The 19667-nt window shown below is 41.8% G+C and carries 20 protein-coding genes; 6 read left to right on the top strand and 14 right to left on the bottom strand.

What is annotated here, in order from left to right:
* Positions 1 to 7 precede the first annotated feature (7 nt).
* From msrA to ACFSRY_RS17680, 4 genes are all read right to left on the bottom strand, one after another.
* Complete coding sequence (msrA, locus tag ACFSRY_RS17695; RefSeq protein WP_377510986.1) at positions 8 to 682, bottom strand: peptide-methionine (S)-S-oxide reductase MsrA; 675 nt, start codon at positions 680 to 682, stop codon at positions 8 to 10.
* Between the two features lie 119 nt (positions 683 to 801).
* The gene (locus tag ACFSRY_RS17690; RefSeq protein ID WP_377510983.1) at positions 802 to 1800 is read right to left on the bottom strand and encodes a cation diffusion facilitator family transporter; all 999 of its coding nucleotides are present in this window, start codon (positions 1798 to 1800) and stop codon (positions 802 to 804) included.
* 149 nt (positions 1801 to 1949) lie between these two features.
* Entirely contained in the window at positions 1950 to 2243 is a 294-nt protein-coding gene (locus tag ACFSRY_RS17685) for an excinuclease ABC subunit C (RefSeq protein ID WP_377510980.1), read from the bottom strand.
* Between the two features lie 197 nt (positions 2244 to 2440).
* On the bottom strand, positions 2441 to 2809 hold the full coding sequence (locus ACFSRY_RS17680) for a hypothetical protein (RefSeq protein WP_377510977.1): 369 nt from the start codon (positions 2807 to 2809) through the stop codon (positions 2441 to 2443).
* Positions 2810 to 2977: 168 nt separating this feature from the next.
* On the opposite strand from ACFSRY_RS17680, the gene ACFSRY_RS17675 reads away from it, so the two are divergent.
* The gene (locus tag ACFSRY_RS17675; RefSeq protein WP_377510974.1) at positions 2978 to 3409 is read left to right on the top strand and encodes a hypothetical protein; all 432 of its coding nucleotides are present in this window, start codon (positions 2978 to 2980) and stop codon (positions 3407 to 3409) included.
* Positions 3410 to 3461: 52 nt separating this feature from the next.
* On the opposite strand, the gene ACFSRY_RS17670 is transcribed toward ACFSRY_RS17675, so the two are convergent.
* Positions 3462 to 3662, bottom strand: coding sequence for a hypothetical protein (locus ACFSRY_RS17670; protein WP_377510971.1), 201 nt, complete (start codon positions 3660 to 3662; stop codon positions 3462 to 3464).
* 112 nt (positions 3663 to 3774) lie between these two features.
* On the opposite strand from ACFSRY_RS17670, the gene ACFSRY_RS17665 reads away from it, so the two are divergent.
* Entirely contained in the window at positions 3775 to 4506 is a 732-nt protein-coding gene (locus ACFSRY_RS17665; protein ID WP_377510968.1) for a pseudouridine synthase, read from the top strand.
* 4 nt (positions 4507 to 4510) lie between these two features.
* On the opposite strand, the gene ACFSRY_RS17660 is transcribed toward ACFSRY_RS17665, so the two are convergent.
* The 7 genes from ACFSRY_RS17660 to ACFSRY_RS17630 form a co-directional block, all read right to left on the bottom strand.
* Positions 4511 to 4864, bottom strand: a complete 354-nt coding sequence (locus ACFSRY_RS17660; RefSeq protein ID WP_377510965.1) for a hypothetical protein — start codon at positions 4862 to 4864, stop codon at positions 4511 to 4513.
* Positions 4865 to 4906: 42 nt separating this feature from the next.
* Positions 4907 to 5848, bottom strand: coding sequence for a DnaJ C-terminal domain-containing protein (locus ACFSRY_RS17655; protein WP_377510962.1), 942 nt, complete (start codon positions 5846 to 5848; stop codon positions 4907 to 4909).
* Positions 5849 to 5970: 122 nt separating this feature from the next.
* Complete coding sequence (locus ACFSRY_RS20545; RefSeq protein WP_449301370.1) at positions 5971 to 6576, bottom strand: YqaE/Pmp3 family membrane protein; 606 nt, start codon at positions 6574 to 6576, stop codon at positions 5971 to 5973.
* A gap of 72 nt (positions 6577 to 6648) precedes the next feature.
* Complete coding sequence (locus ACFSRY_RS17645) at positions 6649 to 7431, bottom strand: N-formylglutamate amidohydrolase (RefSeq protein WP_377510959.1); 783 nt, start codon at positions 7429 to 7431, stop codon at positions 6649 to 6651.
* The gene (locus ACFSRY_RS17640) at positions 7425 to 8684 is read right to left on the bottom strand and encodes a carboxylate-amine ligase (RefSeq protein ID WP_377510956.1); all 1260 of its coding nucleotides are present in this window, start codon (positions 8682 to 8684) and stop codon (positions 7425 to 7427) included. Before ACFSRY_RS17640 ends, ACFSRY_RS17645 begins: the two co-directional genes overlap by 7 nt.
* Positions 8677 to 10146, bottom strand: a complete 1470-nt coding sequence (locus ACFSRY_RS17635) for a RimK family protein (RefSeq protein WP_377510953.1) — start codon at positions 10144 to 10146, stop codon at positions 8677 to 8679. Before ACFSRY_RS17635 ends, ACFSRY_RS17640 begins: the two co-directional genes overlap by 8 nt.
* Before the next feature lie 2 nt (positions 10147 to 10148).
* Entirely contained in the window at positions 10149 to 10871 is a 723-nt protein-coding gene (locus tag ACFSRY_RS17630) for a peptidase-C39 like family protein (RefSeq protein ID WP_377510950.1), read from the bottom strand.
* 185 nt (positions 10872 to 11056) lie between these two features.
* Between ACFSRY_RS17630 and ACFSRY_RS17625 the strand changes: the two genes are divergently transcribed.
* Positions 11057 to 11743, top strand: a complete 687-nt coding sequence (locus ACFSRY_RS17625) for an MCP four helix bundle domain-containing protein (protein WP_377510947.1) — start codon at positions 11057 to 11059, stop codon at positions 11741 to 11743.
* Between the two features lie 55 nt (positions 11744 to 11798).
* Here ACFSRY_RS17625 and ACFSRY_RS17620 read toward each other — a convergent pair whose 3' ends face one another.
* The gene (locus ACFSRY_RS17620; protein WP_377510944.1) at positions 11799 to 13991 is read right to left on the bottom strand and encodes a glutamine synthetase III family protein; all 2193 of its coding nucleotides are present in this window, start codon (positions 13989 to 13991) and stop codon (positions 11799 to 11801) included.
* A gap of 188 nt (positions 13992 to 14179) precedes the next feature.
* Here ACFSRY_RS17620 and ACFSRY_RS17615 point away from each other — a divergent pair, with 188 nt between their 5' ends.
* The 3 genes from ACFSRY_RS17615 (at position 14180) to ACFSRY_RS17605 (ending at position 18224) form a co-directional block, all read left to right on the top strand.
* On the top strand, positions 14180 to 16096 hold the full coding sequence (locus ACFSRY_RS17615) for an LTA synthase family protein (protein WP_377510941.1): 1917 nt from the start codon (positions 14180 to 14182) through the stop codon (positions 16094 to 16096).
* Between the two features lie 113 nt (positions 16097 to 16209).
* On the top strand, positions 16210 to 17529 hold the full coding sequence (mtaB, locus tag ACFSRY_RS17610) for a tRNA (N(6)-L-threonylcarbamoyladenosine(37)-C(2))-methylthiotransferase MtaB (RefSeq protein WP_377510938.1): 1320 nt from the start codon (positions 16210 to 16212) through the stop codon (positions 17527 to 17529).
* A gap of 74 nt (positions 17530 to 17603) precedes the next feature.
* Entirely contained in the window at positions 17604 to 18224 is a 621-nt protein-coding gene (locus tag ACFSRY_RS17605; RefSeq protein ID WP_377510935.1) for an OmpH family outer membrane protein, read from the top strand.
* Positions 18225 to 18306: 82 nt separating this feature from the next.
* Here ACFSRY_RS17605 and ACFSRY_RS17600 read toward each other — a convergent pair whose 3' ends face one another.
* A complete protein-coding gene (locus ACFSRY_RS17600) occupies positions 18307 to 19548 on the bottom strand; it encodes an ABC transporter permease (RefSeq protein ID WP_377510932.1) in 1242 nt (413 codons plus the stop codon).
* Positions 19549 to 19667 lie beyond the last annotated feature (119 nt).

Below are 19667 nucleotides of genomic sequence, written 5' to 3'. Positions count from 1 at the left end.
TTAAGTATTAATTTATAAACTGGGGCTTCAGCTTGGTATGATAATTTGCTTCAAATTTTTCCACTTTAGGTTTAGCCACTGAGACTACATAAGGATCATCAGGGTTACGCCGGTAGTAATCCTGATGGTACTCTTCTGCCTCCCAGAATTTCTTAAAAGGTTCTACATAAGTAACTATATCACTTTTGTAGGTGCCTGACCTTTCAAGCTCAGCAATATAATCTTCAATAATCTTTTTCTCTTCTGGATTTCGGTAAAATGCTACGGACCTGTACTGACTACCAACATCAGGCCCCTGCCTATTAAGAGTTGTAGGATCATGAGTGGCAAAGAACACTTCCACCAACTCTTCGAAACTAACTTCCTTAGGGTCATAATGTACTTGCACAGCTTCGGCATAATCCGTATTCCCGGCACTTACTTCTGCATAAGTAGGATTAGGAGAAGTACCCCCTGAATAACCGGAAACAACAGATTTCACTCCCGCCAAACGTTCGAAATAAGCCTCTGTACACCAAAAGCACCCTCCTGCAAAGGTAGCAGTCTCTAAACCTTTGGTGTCAGTTGTATCTAATGATTGGCCTTCCTGGTAACCGAATTTAGAGATTTCGGTGCCTCCATCCGTACAGGAAGTAAAAATAAAAAGAAAGGGTAAAATTAGGTAGAATATGTACTGTATCATAAAATGTATCTTTTTATACGTTTTACGTGCACATACTTATAACAGGTTTAAAACTAAAGGCAGTTAGATCACACAATAAACTTATGCGAGTAATGATTTCAACATCTGAGCCTTTATAATTAATACAAGCTATGCTTTCTATCGGCTATTACTTTATCAAAATCCCACTCAACCCGTTCTTTAAAGGAGGCACTTCTTGAATCGCAGTCAATATTATTACAAATAGAACAGGATGGCGCAATGCAGGGGTCTGTATGTATGAAAAGCTCTATACTTGAATCAATTTTCTCCCGAACCAGCTTACCCACTGCTTCTACCTCATCGTGGGCTTCCAAAACGTTTAAATACCATGGCACAGTCAGGTGGCAGTCTATATGTAATGTTGATCCATATTTTATTACCCGAAGATTATGTATGTCAATCCAGTTTTCCCTTCGGTTTTCGTTTAAAACAGTTACAATTCTCTTTAAAAGCTCATAATCTGCCTCATCCATAATACCAGCAATAGAAGACCGCAAGATTCTGTATCCGGTAACACAAATGAACGATCCAAATAGTATTGCAGCAACACTGTCCAGCCAGACGTACCCAGTGATAAAAACCAGTAATAATCCTACAAGAATACCAGCAGTTGAGTAGGCATCTGTCTTCAAATGCTTCCCTCCTGCTACTAATACAAGTGAATTGCTGTTTTCTCCTCTTCTTTCAGTTAATATACCTATACCATAATTTACTAAACCAGCCACCGCTGTGAGTATAATACCAAGATCAAGCTGATGTAGCGCTACAGGCTCAAAAAGATTATAAACCGATTTCAGTATTATTGCTCCGCCCGCGACCAAGATAAGAGAACCCTCCAGGGTGGCAGCCACAAATTCTATTTTCCCATGGCCGTAAGGGTGGTTAATATCACGTGGCCGGGAAGATACTATTAAACTATAAAGGGAAAAGGCCCCTGCTACAACATTGATGATTGATTCAAGGGCATCTGTAAGTATAGCATTGGAGTTCGTTATAAAGAAAGCAACAAATTTGGCTATCAATAGCAACACTCCTACCAGCACTACAAAAACCTGTAGTTTGATATTTTCTTTAAGATCGTTTCTGGTATTTGTCACTTTACTTAGTTCGGACGGGAACAAATGTGCCCGAAAAACATCAAAGTTAAGTAAACAGTTGTTGAAACACTAACCTAGTTCGGGAAGAGTGCTTGCAGGGCATACATGACTGCTTTAAAAGGCAGGAATAACTATCGATAAAAGCTGTATTACAAAGTATCGCTCAGGTCAAGCCAATTAGGGTTCATTGATGCGATCAAGCTAAAAGTTGAATCCTTGTCACCACTCCTGATTTGCCGCTCCCTATTTAAAGCAATAGACTCTACATCGTAGTGCTCGTAATAAACTAACCTTTTACCAGGGTAACTATTATTGTTCTGCGGAGAATCAACCTTTCGATTTGTTATCTGCTCCTGAAGGTTATCTGCAATACCTATCTGTACCTCGGAGCCAGGCTGGTCCCCGAAAATGTAGACGAAATAATGTTGTTGAGTCTCTTGCATGTTATCAGGTATATTGCGGATTATACGTAAAGCAATGAAGTCAGTTTCACTGCTTAGCCACGGCCTCACTTTAATATTTCACCCTTCTACTTTTGCCTCAGTATCAATCTATAATAAGAAGAAAATAGACATATAAGCTTCATAAAGACTCCTGCTTGTTAAGCCATACCAGTGCGTCTGTTACGTTATAAAACGATTCAATAGTTACCCCTTGAACTTAGATTTATGATCACATCTGTACTGATCTGCGTATAGAATTCCGGCGAGTATACCCAGGCAAACCACCGCACACTTAGTTCATACATACTCGGAAACCATACTTTTCCAACCCAATCAATGGCTCCTGGATAATGGCCAGTTACTTTGGAGTTGTTGTTGAGCACTTTTTGGTAAGGGTGCTTTTTTAGGCTTTCCAGAAGTGCCATACACCCGCTCCTTGCTTTAGAGGCATCGATAACTCCAGACCAATCCGTAAGAATAAGATTGTCTCTGGAATTGGTGAATATGTTTAAGAACTCACTTCTGTAAATACATTCATAAGCGGTGTCTTTTTCCGGAGTAAACATAAAACATTGATCATATATCTTTGTAGAATATACAGCTTCGGTGAAGCTTATGTTTTATCACCTAATTGTATTTTAACAACATCAATAATAAAATATTTAAAAACTTGAATTAAACTGTCGTAATATTGTTCTATAAAGCAACAAGTGTAGTATAACTGTAGTGACTTCATGATAATTTCAACTGACAACAAAATTTCGCGGATAGAGCTCCTTTGTGATGGACAAATTCTCAGGCTTACTTGGTTACAGCAGCCAGACGATCATAAGTTTAAGGAGGCTTTTTCGGCTTTTTTGGAAATAGCAAAAAAGTATAAAGTTAAGAGCCTCATCTCTGATAATAGCAAAGGCATTAATATCAATATTTCTTTGCAGCGATGGATTACAGAAATTTGTGCGATATACTTACCTCAACTAGAGGTGAAGCGTTATGCCCGTATAATTACACAAGATGCCTTTCAACAGTTAGTAACTTATAAGGTACATGATTCCTTAAATTCTATGGTTAGAAATGAACTTGACTTAAGAATATTTACAGAGGTAGAAACTGGTATGGATTGGCTTTTAAGTGAAAGCATAGCCAGTGCTAGTAATATTGCTTAAGAAAATAGCAGTATTTTTCAGAGTTCTCTGTGGAGGTAAACAGTAAATACTTTTATAGCTCCTCTAAATCGAAGTCTTTGCCTCTACCATACTTCACAAGATCGTCTAAGGGGTACTTATCGAGTGTATGCAAATCCTTAACTGTATATTCTCCTTCTTCCGGCATGTCTATAACCTGAAATTCGAATTTCTCCCCATGGTTCGTAAGCCTGTATCTTTTTCCCTTGCGCAGGTTATCAAATGAAATTGCCATCCTGAATAATAATTTACCGGTGCAAATATACGTGAACCCTCGGGTTTGTTTCGTTTTGATCAGAAAAAGGAACAATTAACCTTACCTTTGTATTGCATCAATTAATACTGCCGTGCTGCATATAATTTATGAAGATGAGCATTTTGTAGCCATCAACAAACCCAATGGCCTTTTGGTACACCGTACAAGAATTGCGGAAGAGAAAAAGGAATTTGCCCTACAGATGCTACGCGACCAGCTTGGATACCGTCTTTACCCCATTCACCGCCTGGACAGGGGAACCTCCGGAGTACTTCTGTTTTCTAAAACCGCCGAGGCTGCCACCCCTTTAGTTCAGGCTTTTGAAGAACGGCAGGTAAAAAAGACCTATTATGCCATAGTTCGGGGCTATACACAAGAAAGTCAAACTATTGATAACCCTATACGGCCAGATAAAGATCATAAGCATAAGCAAGCACAAGATGCGGTAACCCATTATGAACGTCTTGCTACTGTAGAGTTACCTATACCTGTAGGCCGGTATACATCATCGCGATACAGCCTGGTGAAAGTAATCCCGGAAACAGGACGAATGCACCAGATCCGGAAACATTTTGCTCATATCCGGCATTACATTGTGGGCGATAAACGACATGGAGATTGGCGTCATAACAAGATGTTCCTGGAGGAGTTAGACAGCAAAGCACTTTTACTACATGCAGCTGAAGTTCAGTTTACTCATCCATTTACAGCTGAGCTTATTCAGATTAAAGCAGAGTTAACGGAAAATATGCTCCGTTTGTGCAAGCTTTTCAGTTGGGACAAAATTCTGGAAAACAGGAAGGAAAACTTAACTGCTAATTAACCTGTTAGTAGTTAAGCACACGCTTTACCATCTCCACCTGCATATGGGCTACCAGATCATTTTGCGAATTGGAATTGATTACCATGAGCAAATAAGCCATAGGTGATAAGCGCCAGTCCTGTACTACCTCACCTTCCTGAGAACGGTAAACAACCTTAAAGTTCTCTCTCAAAGGCAGGTGCATGCAATTACATACCTCTGTAGCTCTCTTTAGGGCCAGACTTAGCTCGTCCATGTTTTCACACCCTGTTAGTTGTAGTAAATCAGAGGCATAAAGCGTCAGGTTCTGATCTGCAACGCTATCTAAGAAATCCTCTATTGGAGTATTGATAGTAGTATGCTCTAAGGTCATTAACATAGCTGAATCTGGTTCTTTGAATTTAAGTTGCTCTAGTTCATATTAAGCTGCTTTTTCATGCCGTAGCTCACGAAGTCTTTCGAGCAGACTTTGTTCTTCTTTAGTCAGATTAGTTGGCAGCTTTATATCTATCTTTACGTAAAGATCGCCGTGTTGATCAGGCCTGTTGTAAACTGGCATCCCCTTTCCACGCAGCCGAAGCGTTTTACCACTTTGTGTGCCGGCAGGAATCTTTAATTTTAACTCACCACTCATGGTCTTCACATGTGCATCACCTCCAAGAATGGCAGTGAACATATCCAGGGAGAGACTAGTGTAGAGGTCATCATCTTTTCTCTCGAAATCTGGATCAGGTTTAACATTTACCTGTATATATAAGTCTCCATTTTCTCCACCACCAACAGCAGGCCCTCCTTTGCCTTTTATGCGTAGTGTTTGACCTGAGGCAACACCGGGTTTGATGGTAATGCGTAACTGTTGGTTGTTAACGTTCAAAAGTCTTGATGTGCCACTGTATGCCTCCTGAAGGGTAATCTCCGCCTCTGCCTGATAATCCTGCCCCTTTCGGGCACGTGCACCTCCGGCAGCTCCCTGTTTGAAACCAGCACCTCCACCTCCAAAAAACTGCTCGAAGAAATCAGAGAACCCTCCTCCGCCTCCTCCAAACATATCATTCATATCCCTTTGTGAAAATCCACCCTGAAAGCCACCACCTGGCTGACGGTAGTATTGTCCTCCGGCGGCACCACCCTGTTGAAACTGACGCCAGTTCGCACCTAACTGATCATACTGTTGTCGTTTTTCTTTGTCACCTAAAACTTCATAAGCTTCACTAATGTCTTTAAACTTCTCTTCTGCAGCTTTATCGCCTTTAGTTTTGTCTGGGTGAAATTTTTTGGCTAGAGCACGGTATGCTTTTTTTATGTCGGCCTGGGAGGCCGATTTCTCTACACCAAGAATCTTATAATAGTCCTTGTATTCCATGGGGCATATTGGTTAAAAGCATTTTATAAAACGAATTATTCTGCCTCTGGTTAAGCAAGTTTGTAAAACAATGAAGCACCGCTTAGGACGGTGCTTCATTACTATAGAAGTTATGCGAATGCTTAAATGGAGTCCGTTACTACTAGAAGGGCATGGATAATACCTGGTATAATGAATAACAACGTTAAAATAATGTTGATCCAGAAAGAGGTGCCAATCCCATCATGCAGGAATACAGCCAAGGGAGGTAACAAAACGGCAAGAACTATTTCTATTATGGAAGTTCCTCCGCCCCGTCTGTCTTGCTTTATGGCCTCCTTTAGCTCTTTCTTTAATTCCCTCTTTTCCGTTTTTGTCATGTTTGCAACACGCTCTTTTGCCATCGCTAAAGCTTCTGCCTCAGTAATAGTTTCTGCATCTGCAACAGCTATTTCTTCTTTAACTGCCTGTTTAGGTAAAACAACGGGGGCAGCTTTGGCTGCACTGGCCTCTAATACTGGTTCTACCTGAGTACCAGCCTCTTTCTCTATTGCTGCTTCCATAGCAATTTGTGACAGTGAAGGTGCTGCAGTTTCATTTTCAGAAGCAGGCGCAGGCTTTTCTTTAGCCTTATTAAAAGCTTCGGGCTTATGAGCGGCAAACTCGTAATACTTTGCAGAGCTACAGGCAAAGAAGAGTTGCCCGGCTATCAGAACTGCAACAAGGTTAAGTAAACTTTTCAATTTCATAGGTATGGTATTAAAGGGGTTAAAAGATATTGAACAAGAAAGGTACGGTATGTAGCTTTATTGCTCATACCATCAATACTTATTATTGGAGCTTTTTGTTATATTATGATATTTAAGATTAATCTTTTGGCAAAACTCTTGTGGTTCCTCATCAGTTCTGTATTTCTGCAACACTTGTGATAGCGCCTGTCGAATGGTGCTTTTCAGTGCTTCCCATTGCTCTTGATCACCTTCCGGAAATTTCTGGTTAACCTCCAGCTCTACACCAATATATTCCTTTTCATTAAATATTTTTCTAAGATAAGTAGGGAGTCCATCAGCTATGCCCAGGTAAGGATAGTTGTTCCTGATAAGCAGGTTGGAGTCTAGCCTGAGCATTTCTTCTCGCCATTCCCGACTGATGGCCTGCTCCCCTTTTCGCTTTGGATCATAAAGTAACCCAATGTCTGCCTTTCTTTCTTCGCCATTTAGAATTGGTGTAAAAGAATGAACCGAAATATGAAGTACCCTTCTTCCCGCCATTACAAGATCGTGAACCATCTGCTCCACTTTGTTGCGGTAAGGATAATAATAATGCTTTAGTATTTCATTCTTTTCTTTATCAGCTAAATTCTTTGTAAAATCAGAAAATAGCTTTTTATGATGTAATGATCGGTTTAACTCTACCAGCAGTCGCGATGTTTCTGAATAAAAACAGACATCTCCCACATCCTCCAGTTCATTAAATAAGTCCAGGGCTCCAATATCGTACCCTTCATGTGAATTGAGAACATCCCTGTGCCCCTGAAAATAAGTTTGATAGGCTTTGGGTATGTTATTACCACCATGTTCGCACGTTAGTAGTAGTTTTAGCATAGTTTATCAGATAGAAAAACTCCCCCGTTGTGAAGGCATACTGTTAATTGAGAATAAACTTTTTTAATTTGTTCAATAGAAGGGTTCTCTCCTACAGCTTCCAGTATACGCCGGGACAAATTACCCCTGGATAAGATCACATGTAGTGCATAAGCTATTTCAGGCTGGTCATCAAGTACCATTGTCTCTTTTACAAGATACTTCCAAAGTTCACCTACAGTACAGTTTTCGGAGCAGTTATAGCCGAAAACGGACAAAAAGGTGAAATCTTTTATCACAGTTTGCTGCCCGTTCTTGATCACATCAGAAAGTATGCAAGAAAGCTTCTCTTCATCCCACTTCTTAAGTTCACCGAGCTTTACCCATCGCTCCGAAACCAGTGCCTGAAGAACTGCTACGATGGCCTGCAGAACAGCCATGTCAGCCACAGGGCTTTCCTGTATATCAATAAGCCGTATTTCAATCGCATAGCGCTGGAACCGGGCGATAGCACCTCTTGAGTTTAAGAATTCATCCTGCAGTACCCCTTCCTTGTCATAAGGGGCAATGTCTGCATACATAGGCTTCAGAATTTTCTCCTCATACTCCTCCTTCGAAAAGGCTCTCTCCGGTATTATCTTTCCTGCTATTGATGGTATTCTTTCCTGGTTATGGCGGTATACTTCTACTCTGGTATCATCAAAGCCGCTTATCTTTCCATCCAGTATTGGAGAGGAAGCACTGATTGCCGGAATGATAGGTAGAAGCAAACGAATAGCTGCATGAAGCTTCTCAAACTCCTCATCATTGGCAAATGGAAGGTTCAGGTGTGTGCTCTGTAGATTTGCCCATCCATGACCACGGCAGTCAAAAATCTGATTATAGGCTTCATAAATAGCATTGTACTCATGTGGCCAAAGCTTGGTATCGGTATCAGGGTTCATCAAGGGGTGAGCCCCTGTAGGCATAAGCATTGCATTATGCTTTTCCAGCATCTGATTTATTTTACGCACATGCTCCAGCATTTTCCACTGCAGATCTGCAAGCTTCTGCACCGGCCCATTTGTTTTAAGTTCTACCACATGCAAAACAAGTTCGTTGCTCCAGGCAATATCTCCAAATTCTACATCTGATACATAGGCTCCTACTTCATCGTAAATCAACTTGTCAGTTATAGGGCTAACTTCCAGCGAATCCTTTTGTACAATCATATACTCCAGCTCAACTCCAAAGCCTTCGAATAAGTGTAAGGGTGTATTCTTCCTGCTACTCATTTGTTCTGATGTTCTTGTGATTGTCGATGCGGCGCTTAATGGACTTAATAATGGATGCATAGAGGTTCTTTTTAAGAATTTTGTCTTCACAACCAGCTTCTATGCTGGGGTTATCGTTAACTTCAATTATATAAGCTTTTCCATCCACTTCCTTTACATCCACACCATACAGGCCATTCCCGATCAGGTTTGCAGCCTTAAGTGCAGTATGCAGTACAGTAAAAGGAACTTCTTCAAAAGGAATAGTCTCTACGTCGCCTGCTGTGTCTTGTTTCTTCCCCTCCCAATTGTAGATTTGCCAATGTCCTTTTGCCATAAAATATTTACAGGCGTAAAGCGGCTGCTTGTCCAGTATTCCTATTCGCCAGTCATAATCTGTTGGCAGAAACTCTTGCCCTATTATCAATTCTGAATCTGCCAACATCTCATTTAACTCCTTCTGCAGGCTTTTGCTGTCTTTTGCTTTTACCACACCCTGAGAAAAGGAACTGTCTGGCTTTTTCAGCACACAAGGCAATCCAAGCTCCGCCTCCACTTCGTCCTTGTTGTCTTTATGAATGATCATGGTTTTTGGAGTGGGTACTTTGGCTTTCGTAAGCAACTCAGCCAAATACACCTTATTCGTACACCGAAGAATAGAAACAGGATCATCTATCACGGCAAGACCATCGGCAAAAGCCTTACGTGCAAATTTGTAAGTGTGGTGGTTAACAGAGGTCGTTTCCCTGATAAAAAGGGCGTCAAATTCCGGCAGGCGCCTGTAATCATCCTTTGTTATCAATTCTACATAAAAACCTTGTGAGTCTGCTTCATCCATGAAGTGTTGGAGAGCCTTTTTATTAGAAGGTGGTTCCTTTTCATCCGGATCTATCAGTATTGCCAGGTCGTAGATTTTACGGGTAATACGAGCTCCGGAAAACCGATGCCTGGCAAAGTAGGATTTTGCAAAGCTTTTCACATAGCGCCAGTGGTGCTCAGGTATCTCATTAACAGGTATTGGAGAGATACTTTGTAGAACCCACTCATCTTTTAAAACAAATTGAGCCCGAAGTAGCGGTGACTGGAAAAGATCATGCAACTGCTTACACAGCTTTTCATATTTTGCAGCTACGTTCTGCCCAAAATAAATACTGAGGGTAAAGCTCTTTGAGCGTAGGCTAGACAGACTTTTCTGAATCAAATCGTCAATCTCTACAGTGATCGCACGCACAATAGTCGGGCTTTTCAAGTCCTGCATCGTCGTAACGCTTGGTATAGATTTATGCCCTCTAGCTTCTGCGAGCAGTGATACGTAATAGCCAGCACTCTGGTATTTATAAGATCGGCAAAGGTTGAAAATTCGGGCATTACGGATGTCAGTATACGTAGGGTCAGTAAGGTAACTTTGCGCTTCAATCACTTCTACGTCTTCTATCGTCACGTCCCAATCCTTGAGATGATCAACAACAACTATTTTTCGCATGTTTACTCCTGAATGGGTTCTTTTATTTTAGGCTCTATCGCCAGTAGGTTGGCATCAAAAGTGGCCATCCCCAGCATGATAGAGTTTATAAGATGAGAGGCCTTCACCTCGTAGTAATTATCCTTGAAATAGGGATTCTCCTGGTAAGGATCTGCCACTACTATTGATTTCTGGTCTTCACCAAAACCACACAGCACCACAAAATGACCCATCGGAAAACCACGAACGTCATCATAGATGGAATTACCTCCCTCATCACCAAATTCCCGGGCACTCTGATACAAATAGGTTGCACTGAGGCCGGTGAGCAATGGAATTCCTTCCTCAAAATATTCGCTTAACAGTCCTATCGTAAGGTCTTTGCACCTGAGTTCTCCCCCAAGTTTAAGAAAATCTATGTAGGCCAGGGTTGCTCTGTGCAACTTGCTACCTTTTTTCACGAGCATCTGCTGTTCCAGCTTCACAATTATTTCTTCATTGCTGAGCTTAAACCAGGTCGGGTCGAATATGTGCAGGTTATAGGTATAGATCCTGGCTCTGTAACCCCTCTTAAGTGCATGGCAGGCAAGAAGGACTTCCAAGGTACCTCCCTCATCAAGAGAAGGCACCTCTCGTATTACGTCTCCAAGTGGGATAGAATCTTTAAAATAACGATAAACAGCATGCAGGCTGGTGGGTCCGCAAGTTGAATCATCGGGTTGTGTATGGATTTTTATCGGAATCACGGCCTTTCGCTTTTGTTTCCTATTCGCTTGATGTGCCTGTTATACGCGATGCTCATTTTAAGTTTTATAACTTTTAGATGATAATATTATATGACTAGACTTACCCTAACCGCTTAAAGCTTAAACTTCATTTTGTTACTTGGTATATTTTTATATATTTATAAAACATAACCAATCTTTTACCTATGAGTTGGAGTTTTAGAGTGAGGCAGCGCGACAAGGTGGCGTTGGCTTTAGGGATTATATTCCTGGTAATTGTGCTGGCAAATTGGTTTGTAAACTATAATATCGGACAAGTAGGCGGACAATTCAGGTCTGTTTATGAAGATCGGCTAATACCAGCACTGGACATCTCCGCTATTACAGAACGTAATTACAGAACCCATATCCTGCTTGAGGAGCATATACTTGCCAAAGACAGATCAGAAAAGGAAAATCTTCAACGCCAGATTGAAAGAAATCAGCAAGAGATAGATTCAATTGTTGTTAAGGTTGAAGGCACTTACCTCACGAAACAGGAAGGGATTGATTTGAAGGAATTTAAAGAGGCACAACAAAAATTTGTTACAGTGCAGGCAGCAATTATCAGCTTAAGCAAAAGCAACAAGGAGCAGGAAGCGCGGAACGCCTACAGCACCCTCGGAAAAGCTTCCTTTCAGGACCTACTTGTACCGCTTCATGCGCTAAGCCAGCTTCAGGAGTCTGTCGGGCACGACTTGTATGCCTCGGCAGGAAAAAGCATCAACATGATTAAAGTTCTTTCCTACCTTGTAATAGGGATGGCAGTAATTATATCATTACTGGTTGCCACTTTATTACAGACATCCAAAAAGCTAAATGCTATAAAACCGCAGAACTTTCATTTAAATTAAAACCAAAAGGGGCTCCCTCTACAGGAGCCCCTTTTGGTTATTTTACTATTTCAGATTAACGACGGAACATTAGTTCCCGGTATTTAATCAGTGGCCAGTCTTCATCAGCCACCATCAGTTCCAGTTTGTCTACGCTGTAACGGATTGTATCAAAGAAGCCAAAGATCGTGTCCCGGTACATGATGGCTCTCTCTCTTACGTCATCAATTTTATTAGCTACCTTACGCGCCTCAATCATCTCATCCACATTTTTTTGAATAGTAGTGATGTGTCGGGACATTTTCTTGATGGATTCAACTATAGTTTGAGTATACTCATCTTCAAGGCCAAGATCTTTAAGCCCGCGGATATTCTGAATTAATTTGTTCTGGTAAGCAATAGCTGTTGGAATTACATGGTTCACGGCAAGGTCACCCATGATACGCGATTCGATCTGGATCTTCTTGATGTAATCTTCCAAAAGTATCTCGTGGCGCGCCTTCAGCTCCACACTCGTAAGTATATTATACTTTTCGAAAAGCTCGATCACATCTTCCCGCTCATAAACATCCAGTGAAAGTGGAGTAGATTTTACGTTCGAAAGGCCACGTCCTGCTGCTTCCTCCTCCCACTCTTTGGAGTAACCATTGCCTTCGAAACGGATAGCCTTTGATTCGGCCACGTACTCACGCAGCACCTGGATAATAGCCAACTCTTTCTTCATGTCCTCCTTCTCAATCAGTTCATCCACAGCCTTGCGGAATTCAACTAACTGATTTGCGACGATTGTATTGAGCACCGTCATCGGAGAAGAGGAATTTGCTGATGAGCCTACTGCTCTAAATTCAAACTTATTTCCTGTGAAGGCAAAAGGTGAAGTACGGTTACGATCTGTATTATCACGTAAAACTTCCGGAATCCTATCAATGCCAAGTTTCAGGTACATGTTATCGCCCTTCTCAATCGGCACTTTAGAGGTACGCTCAAACTCATCAAGCACAGCAGTTAATTGCTGACCGATGAAAACAGACATGATAGCTGGTGGTGCCTCGTTAGCACCCAGACGATGATCATTGCTGGCCGAGGCTATAGAAGCACGCAGCAGATCGTCATACCTGTGAACAGCTTTAATGGTATTAATGAAGAAAGTCAGGAACTGCAGGTTTTCTTTTGGCTTCTTACCAGGGCCAAGCAAATTGACACCTGTATTTGTACTCATTGCCCAGTTGTTATGCTTACCACTACCGTTCACACCTTTAAAGGGCTTTTCGTGCAATAACACCTTAAATCCATGTCTTTCAGCCACCCGGTCCATCACATCCATCAGCAATTGGTTATGGTCAACGGCAAGGTTAGCATCTTCAAAAGTTGGGGCACATTCAAACTGGTTGGGAGCCACTTCATTATGGCGGGTTCTAAGTGGAATCCCCAAACGCAAAGCAGACTTCTCAAAATCAACCATATAGGCGTGCACGCGGCTAGGGATACTTCCAAAGTAATGGTCCTCCAGCTGCTGTCCTTTAGCAGGAGCATGTCCAAAAAGGGTACGACCGGTCATTACTAAATCCGGACGAGCCTCAAAAAGAGCCCTGTCTACAAGAAAATACTCCTGCTCAATTCCAAGGGTCGTGTTGACCTTGTTTACATCCTTATCAAAATACTGGCACACAGGTACAGCAGCATCATTAAGCAGCTTTAAAGACTTTAGGAGCGGAGTTTTATAGTCAAGAGCCTCACCTGTGTATGAAACAAAGATAGTAGGAATACAAAGTGTTTTCGTACCAGCATTTTCAATCAGGAAGGCCGGAGAAGAAGGGTCCCAGGCGCTATACCCTCTTGCTTCAAATGTATTTCTGATACCACCACTAGGAAAAGAGGAGGCGTCCGGCTCCTGCTGAACCAAGGCGCTGCCCTTAAAGCTTTCAATGGCGTCCCCATCTGATGTAAGGTCGAAGAAAGAGTCATGCTTTTCTGCCGTGGCACCTGTCAATGGCTGGAACCAGTGCGTGTAATGTGTAGCCCCTTTGTTGATGGCCCAGGTTTTCATTGCAGCTGCAACAGCATCAGCCAAATGGCGGTCAACTTTATCGCCAGCCTCAGTTACCTTACGCAAGCGCTTGAAGTTATCTGAAGACATGGTAGCTCGCATGGCATCTAAACCAAATACGTTCTCGCCGAAGTATTCAGAAATTTTAAGAGAAGGAAGAGTCACCTCATTGGGTTTACGCTGACTCACAAGTTCCAGCGCTTTAAAACGTAATGTAGCCATAGATAAAAAAGGGTTTGGGTTTTATTTTAGGCAAAGATATGGAGAAAATCATTAGCGCAAGGCAGATGGGTATAATTTTTAAGGGGGTTCAAGCAATTTTGCTTACTAAACATCTCAAACACCCCTTATTAAACACCCCCCTATTTACAAAAATCAATACTAAACCCCTATACCCCCTTAAAAACTAAATGATGGTGCTGACCGGAATTTTCTTTGAAAAGCAATCGTTAAAAAAGGCAGGCGTAATGACTTATATTTGCAACGTGAATAGAAGAATATACTTCCAACCCCTTTACTTTCTTTTCTGGGTACTTTATTTTATTGTAGCCAGAGGGATTTTCCTTGTTTATCACCTGGAAAAAACGGAGCAGCTAACCTCTGGTGAAGTTATCAGCACCTTTATGTATGGGTTAAGGCTTGACCTTTCCTTTGCCGCCTATATCAGTGCTGTTCCTTTTATACTTTCTTTAGCAGCCGCTGCCTGGCCCCGGTTAAATGTTGGTGCAACCATCAAATTGTATACTTTCCTCCTACTGATAGGTATATCTGTTATGTTAGCTGCAGATCTGGAACTCTATACCTTCTGGGGGTTTCGCTTGGATGCTACCCCTCTTCAATATTTGAATACACCAGGAGAGATGGTGGCAACGGCTGCTGCTGCACCTGTTTTCTTACTTACAACCATTACCTTTGTGATAACTGCGTTGTTTATCCTTCTTTACCTACGTGCTTTCGATTTCAGCCTTTACAAGCTCGCTGGCAACAGGTGGTTTTTAAGCTCTATTTCGTTATTGTATCTGGTTGTGCTGGTGCTTCCACTTAGAGGAGGATGGCAGCAAATCCCCATCAATCAAAGTGTTGTGTACTTTTCAGAAAACCCCTACGCAAACCATGCAGGCCTGAATTTGCCATGGAATCTGATGCATGCCCTGCTCAAGTATAGTAAAACAAGCACCAACCCCTATAAATACATGGAGGAGCAGGAGGCGGAAGAAATCGTTAACAGCTTATACAGAGAGGCTGCAGTTGAAGATAAAGTTGCTCTGATTTCGAAGGCGCAGCCTAACGTGCTTTTTATCATACTGGAGAGTTATACAGCCAAATTTATCCAAAGCTTAGGTGGAGAAAAAGGGGTGACACCTAACTTAGCACGCTTAGCATCGGAAGGTATAAACTTTACTAATGTTTATGCAAGCGGGGACCGAAGCGAGAAAGGTATGGTTGCTTTACTAAGTGGATATCCGGTGCAAACCATTACTTCTATCATTAAAACCCCTAAAAAGACTGAAAAGCTTCCACATCTAAGCCAGGTCTTCGAACAACAAGGTTACAGCACCAGCTATTACTATGGAGGGGAACTGGAATTCGCCAACATTAAGTCGTACCTTTTAAACGGAGGGTATGATAAGCTAATAGACAAGTATGATTTTGATCCCGGCACTTATAACTCCAAATGGGGTGCCCACGACCATGTTTTGTTTGAGCGGGTATTGCATGATTTAAAGCAGGAGGATAAACCCTTTTTCTCAACGGTATATACCCTGAGCAGCCATGAGCCATTTGAAATCCCCATAGCACCTAAATTTCCAGGTTCAGACAATGAGGCCTTGTTCAGAAACAGTGTATACTATACAGACTGGGCACTGGGCAAATTTATAGAGGAGGCAAAGCAACAGCCATGGTGGGATAAGACGCTTGTTGTAATAGCTGCTGACCATGGTCATCCCTTACCGGGCAATGATCCTAATCATGCGCCTTCTAAATTTAAAATACCATTTATTTTAACGGGAGGTGTTCTAAAGGAAAAGGGCATGTCTGTAGCAACCATTGGTTCTCAAACGGACATTGCCACTACTCTTCTTGCAGCTTTAAATCTTCCGCACGATCAGTTTACCTGGGGCCGCAATTTACTTGCACCTGCTACAGACCCATTTGCTTTTTATGTTTATAACGATGGGTTTGGGTATGTTACCCCTAAAGGAGTGATAACTTATGATAATGTGGCAAAAAGGGTAATAACCCGGGATGAAGGTGTTGGTGACGAGTATTTAAAAGTAGGGCAGGCATATATGCAGTACTCCTTTGGTGACTTTGTTAAGAAGTAAAAAGAGGACTCAAAAGAGTAAATATTGATCCCGAACCCACGCAAGTTGCTTATTATAAGTCGCTTAACTCAGCACCTCAATCACAATTTATTTTGTATCTTTGCACCCTTAATATGAAAAAAGTAGCTTTTTATACCCTAGGATGTAAGCTTAACTATTCTGAAACGAGCACTATCGGAAGAATATTCCAGGAGCGTGGATTTGAAAAAGTTGAGTTTACAGATACGCCTGATATTTACGTCATTAACACCTGCTCCGTAACGGATAACGCTGATAAGAAGTGTCGTAAAATTGTAAAGGAGGCACAAAAGCATTCTCCCAATGCCTTTATTACCATTGTAGGCTGCTATGCACAGCTGAAGCCAAAAGAGATTTCTGAAATACCAGGCGTAGATGCTGTATTGGGGGCAGCAGAGAAATTCCAATTGGTGGATATACTGGAAGGGTTTGAGAAAAAAGATAAAGCTGAAGTTTATGCCAGCCCAATATCAGAGGCAAATACTTTTCATAACTCCTACTCCTTTGGTGATCGTACCCGCACCTTCCTTAAAGTTCAGGATGGCTGTGACTACTCCTGCACGTTCTGTACAATCCCACTGGCACGAGGTAATAGCCGCTCTGATAGTATAGCAAATGTTCTGAACTCTGCTCATGAAATCGCTGCATCTGGTGTAAAGGAAATAGTGCTGACAGGAGTAAATACAGGTGATTTTGGCTTACAGGATGGAAAGCGTGTTGAGACCTTCTTTGAGCTGGTTCAGGAGTTGGATAAGGTGGATAATATTGACCGTTTCCGTATCTCCTCTATTGAGCCAAACCTGCTGAAAGATGAAATCATTGAATTTGTATCGACAAGCAAACGCTTTATGCCGCACTTCCATGTGCCGCTTCAATCAGGCTCAAACAAGGTACTAAAACTAATGCGACGCCGGTATCAACGAGAGCTTTATGCAGATCGTGTATCAAAAATCAAATCCCTGATGCCCCACTGCTGTATTGGTGTGGATGTTATTGTTGGTTTTCCCGGGGAAACAGAAGAAGACTTCCTGGAGACATATAATTTCATCAATGATCTGGATGTAAGCTACCTGCATGTTTTCCCTTATTCAGAACGAGAGAATACACTTGCTCCTGAGATGCCCGGAAAAGTGAGCATCAAAGACCGTAACCGACGTGCAGATATGCTACGAATTCTCTCTGAAAAGAAGAAACGCCACTTTTACGAGCAAAATCTTGAACGCGAGTTTTCGGTGCTTTTTGAAGATGATGTGAAAGATGGAATGATGGAAGGCTGGACGGAGAATTACGTTCGTGTTGTGGCCAAGTATGATCCTATTCTTGTAAATGAAACGAAGCACGTTCGCCTTACAAATATCAGTGCAAATGGACTGATGGAGGCTGAGGAGACTTATCAGGAAGTACTGAAGCATTAAAATATTTCAGGCATCAGTAAAATTAACCTATATTTAAAGTCGAAAACATATTAAAGTAAATAAATAAACCTACTGTGAAACTATTAAGACTAACCCTGGGCCTTGCAGTTGCAACTGCTACTTTAGCAGCTTGCGATAAAGCTGAAAAAACAACTGCTGTAGAAAAAGTAGACGGTGTTGCTGCCACAGCAACCAACTACCCAGACATTGTTTATGTCAACTCTGATTCTTTACTAGCGAACTATGAGTACTTCAAAGACGTTCGTGACAGATTACAGGGAAAGGCTGAGACAAAAGAAAAAGATTTACGCTCTCAGGCAGAAGCATTCCAAAAAGAGGTGGAAAGATACCAGCGTTCTGCTCAGGGTATGACAAACGAGCAGCGTGCTTCTACCGAGCAACGCCTTGCCCAAAAGCAGCAACAACTTCAGGCGTTACAGCAAAGTTCAGGAAATGAACTGGTAACAGAGGAGTCTGAGGAAATGAAGAAAATATATGATCAGGTAGAGGCTTACCTGAAAAAGCTAAGCGATGAAAAGGGTTATGAAATGGTTCTTACCTACCAGCGTGGCAACAGTGCAATTCTTTACAGCGACGACTCAAGAGATATTACTAAAGAAGTAGTAGCTGGACTTAATGAAGAATATGAGGCTGAGAAAGCAGAAGCAAAGACAACAACTGAAAAAAAGAAATAATAGTTAAAACAGTAAATAAAAAAGGCGGACTGTGTGGTCCGCCTTTTTTATTTACTGTTAATGTGCAGGAGAAGTATTTTTATTATTCATACCTCAGTGAATCGATTGGGTCAAGTTTAGAAGCTTTGAAGGCAGGGTAGTAACCAGAGATTACACCAACTGCCACGCAAATGGTTAACCCAACTACCACCCAAAGCCACGGTACAATGAATCCGCCTTCACCAATCAGGGATGCAATACCGTTACCCATCATAATGCCAAGGAATATCCCGACGAAGCCACCAAGAATACAGATCACTATTGCTTCGATCAGGAACTGCTGCCTGATCTGAACCGCAGTCGCACCCAGCGCTTTTCTTACGCCAATCTCCCTGGTTCGCTCATTCACAGACACCATCATAATATTCATCAAACCAACAGAGGCTCCCAAAAGAGTAATAAAGCCAATAACAAAGCCACCAACCTTTAAATAGCCGGATATTTCTTCTAAGGTTTGAATGGCAGAGTCACTCCTCCTTATCTCAAATGACTCCTCCAAACCAAGTGCATCCCCGCGAACATTACGCATAATACCCGTAGCCTCTCCCATCACATAGTTTAACTCCTCTGGTTGAGGGATGGCAGTTTTAATATCATAGTTCAACTGGGAACCACCCGGACGAGGGATCTGGCGTCCGGTTTCCAATGGGATAATGATCCTTCTGTCACCACTGCCACCCATACTGCTTCCTTTAGCTTCTAGCTGGCCAACAACTTTAAATCTCCTACCTAAGAAAGTTAGATACTCTCCTATCGCCTCACGGTCTTTAAAAAGAGTAGATTTAATTTCATCCCCAATAATTGCCACGTTGGAGCCAAATTCATGCTCAAAGCTTGAAAAGCCACGACCTCTTGCCAGGTTCAGGTTCTGCGTCTGCAGATAATTTTCATCGCCGCCCACAATATTGATATTAGGATTGGTTTTTTCTGTAGTACTCTTTACTACTGTGGCACCCGAAATGAAGGCAGACAAGCTAACAACAGCATTGTCAGACATCCTGTCTTTGTATTCTGTGGCCTGCTGGTAAGATATCTGCGGATAGATTTTTTCCATTCGCCCGCCCTGGCTTCCCCGGTTATTAAACCCTTTCCTGCGTATATCAAAAGCATTAGCTCCTAAACTTGAGAATGTTTGCGTGAGAGAATGCTTCATACTGTCTACGGCAGTAAGTATCCCGACTAGAGACATGATGCCAATAGAAATTATCAAACCGGTAAGTATGGTTCTAAGCAAATTTCCTTGTATGGATCTTAAACTTTCGCGTATATTTTCGACTAGGTTCATCTATAGAAAAGAATTTATGCGCTTTTTGTCTGTTTTTCGTTTAACAACAAATGAGGCGATTCACATAAATATAAGTCCATTTTAGCAAAGAAGAACCAAATTTATACATTTGATAACAT

The sequence above is a fragment of the Pontibacter locisalis genome, from assembly GCF_042684605.1.
Lineage (GTDB): Bacteria > Bacteroidota > Bacteroidia > Cytophagales > Hymenobacteraceae > Pontibacter > Pontibacter locisalis.
Note: the sequence above shows the minus strand (reverse complement) of the source record. Positions and strands in the feature narration are given on the sequence as shown.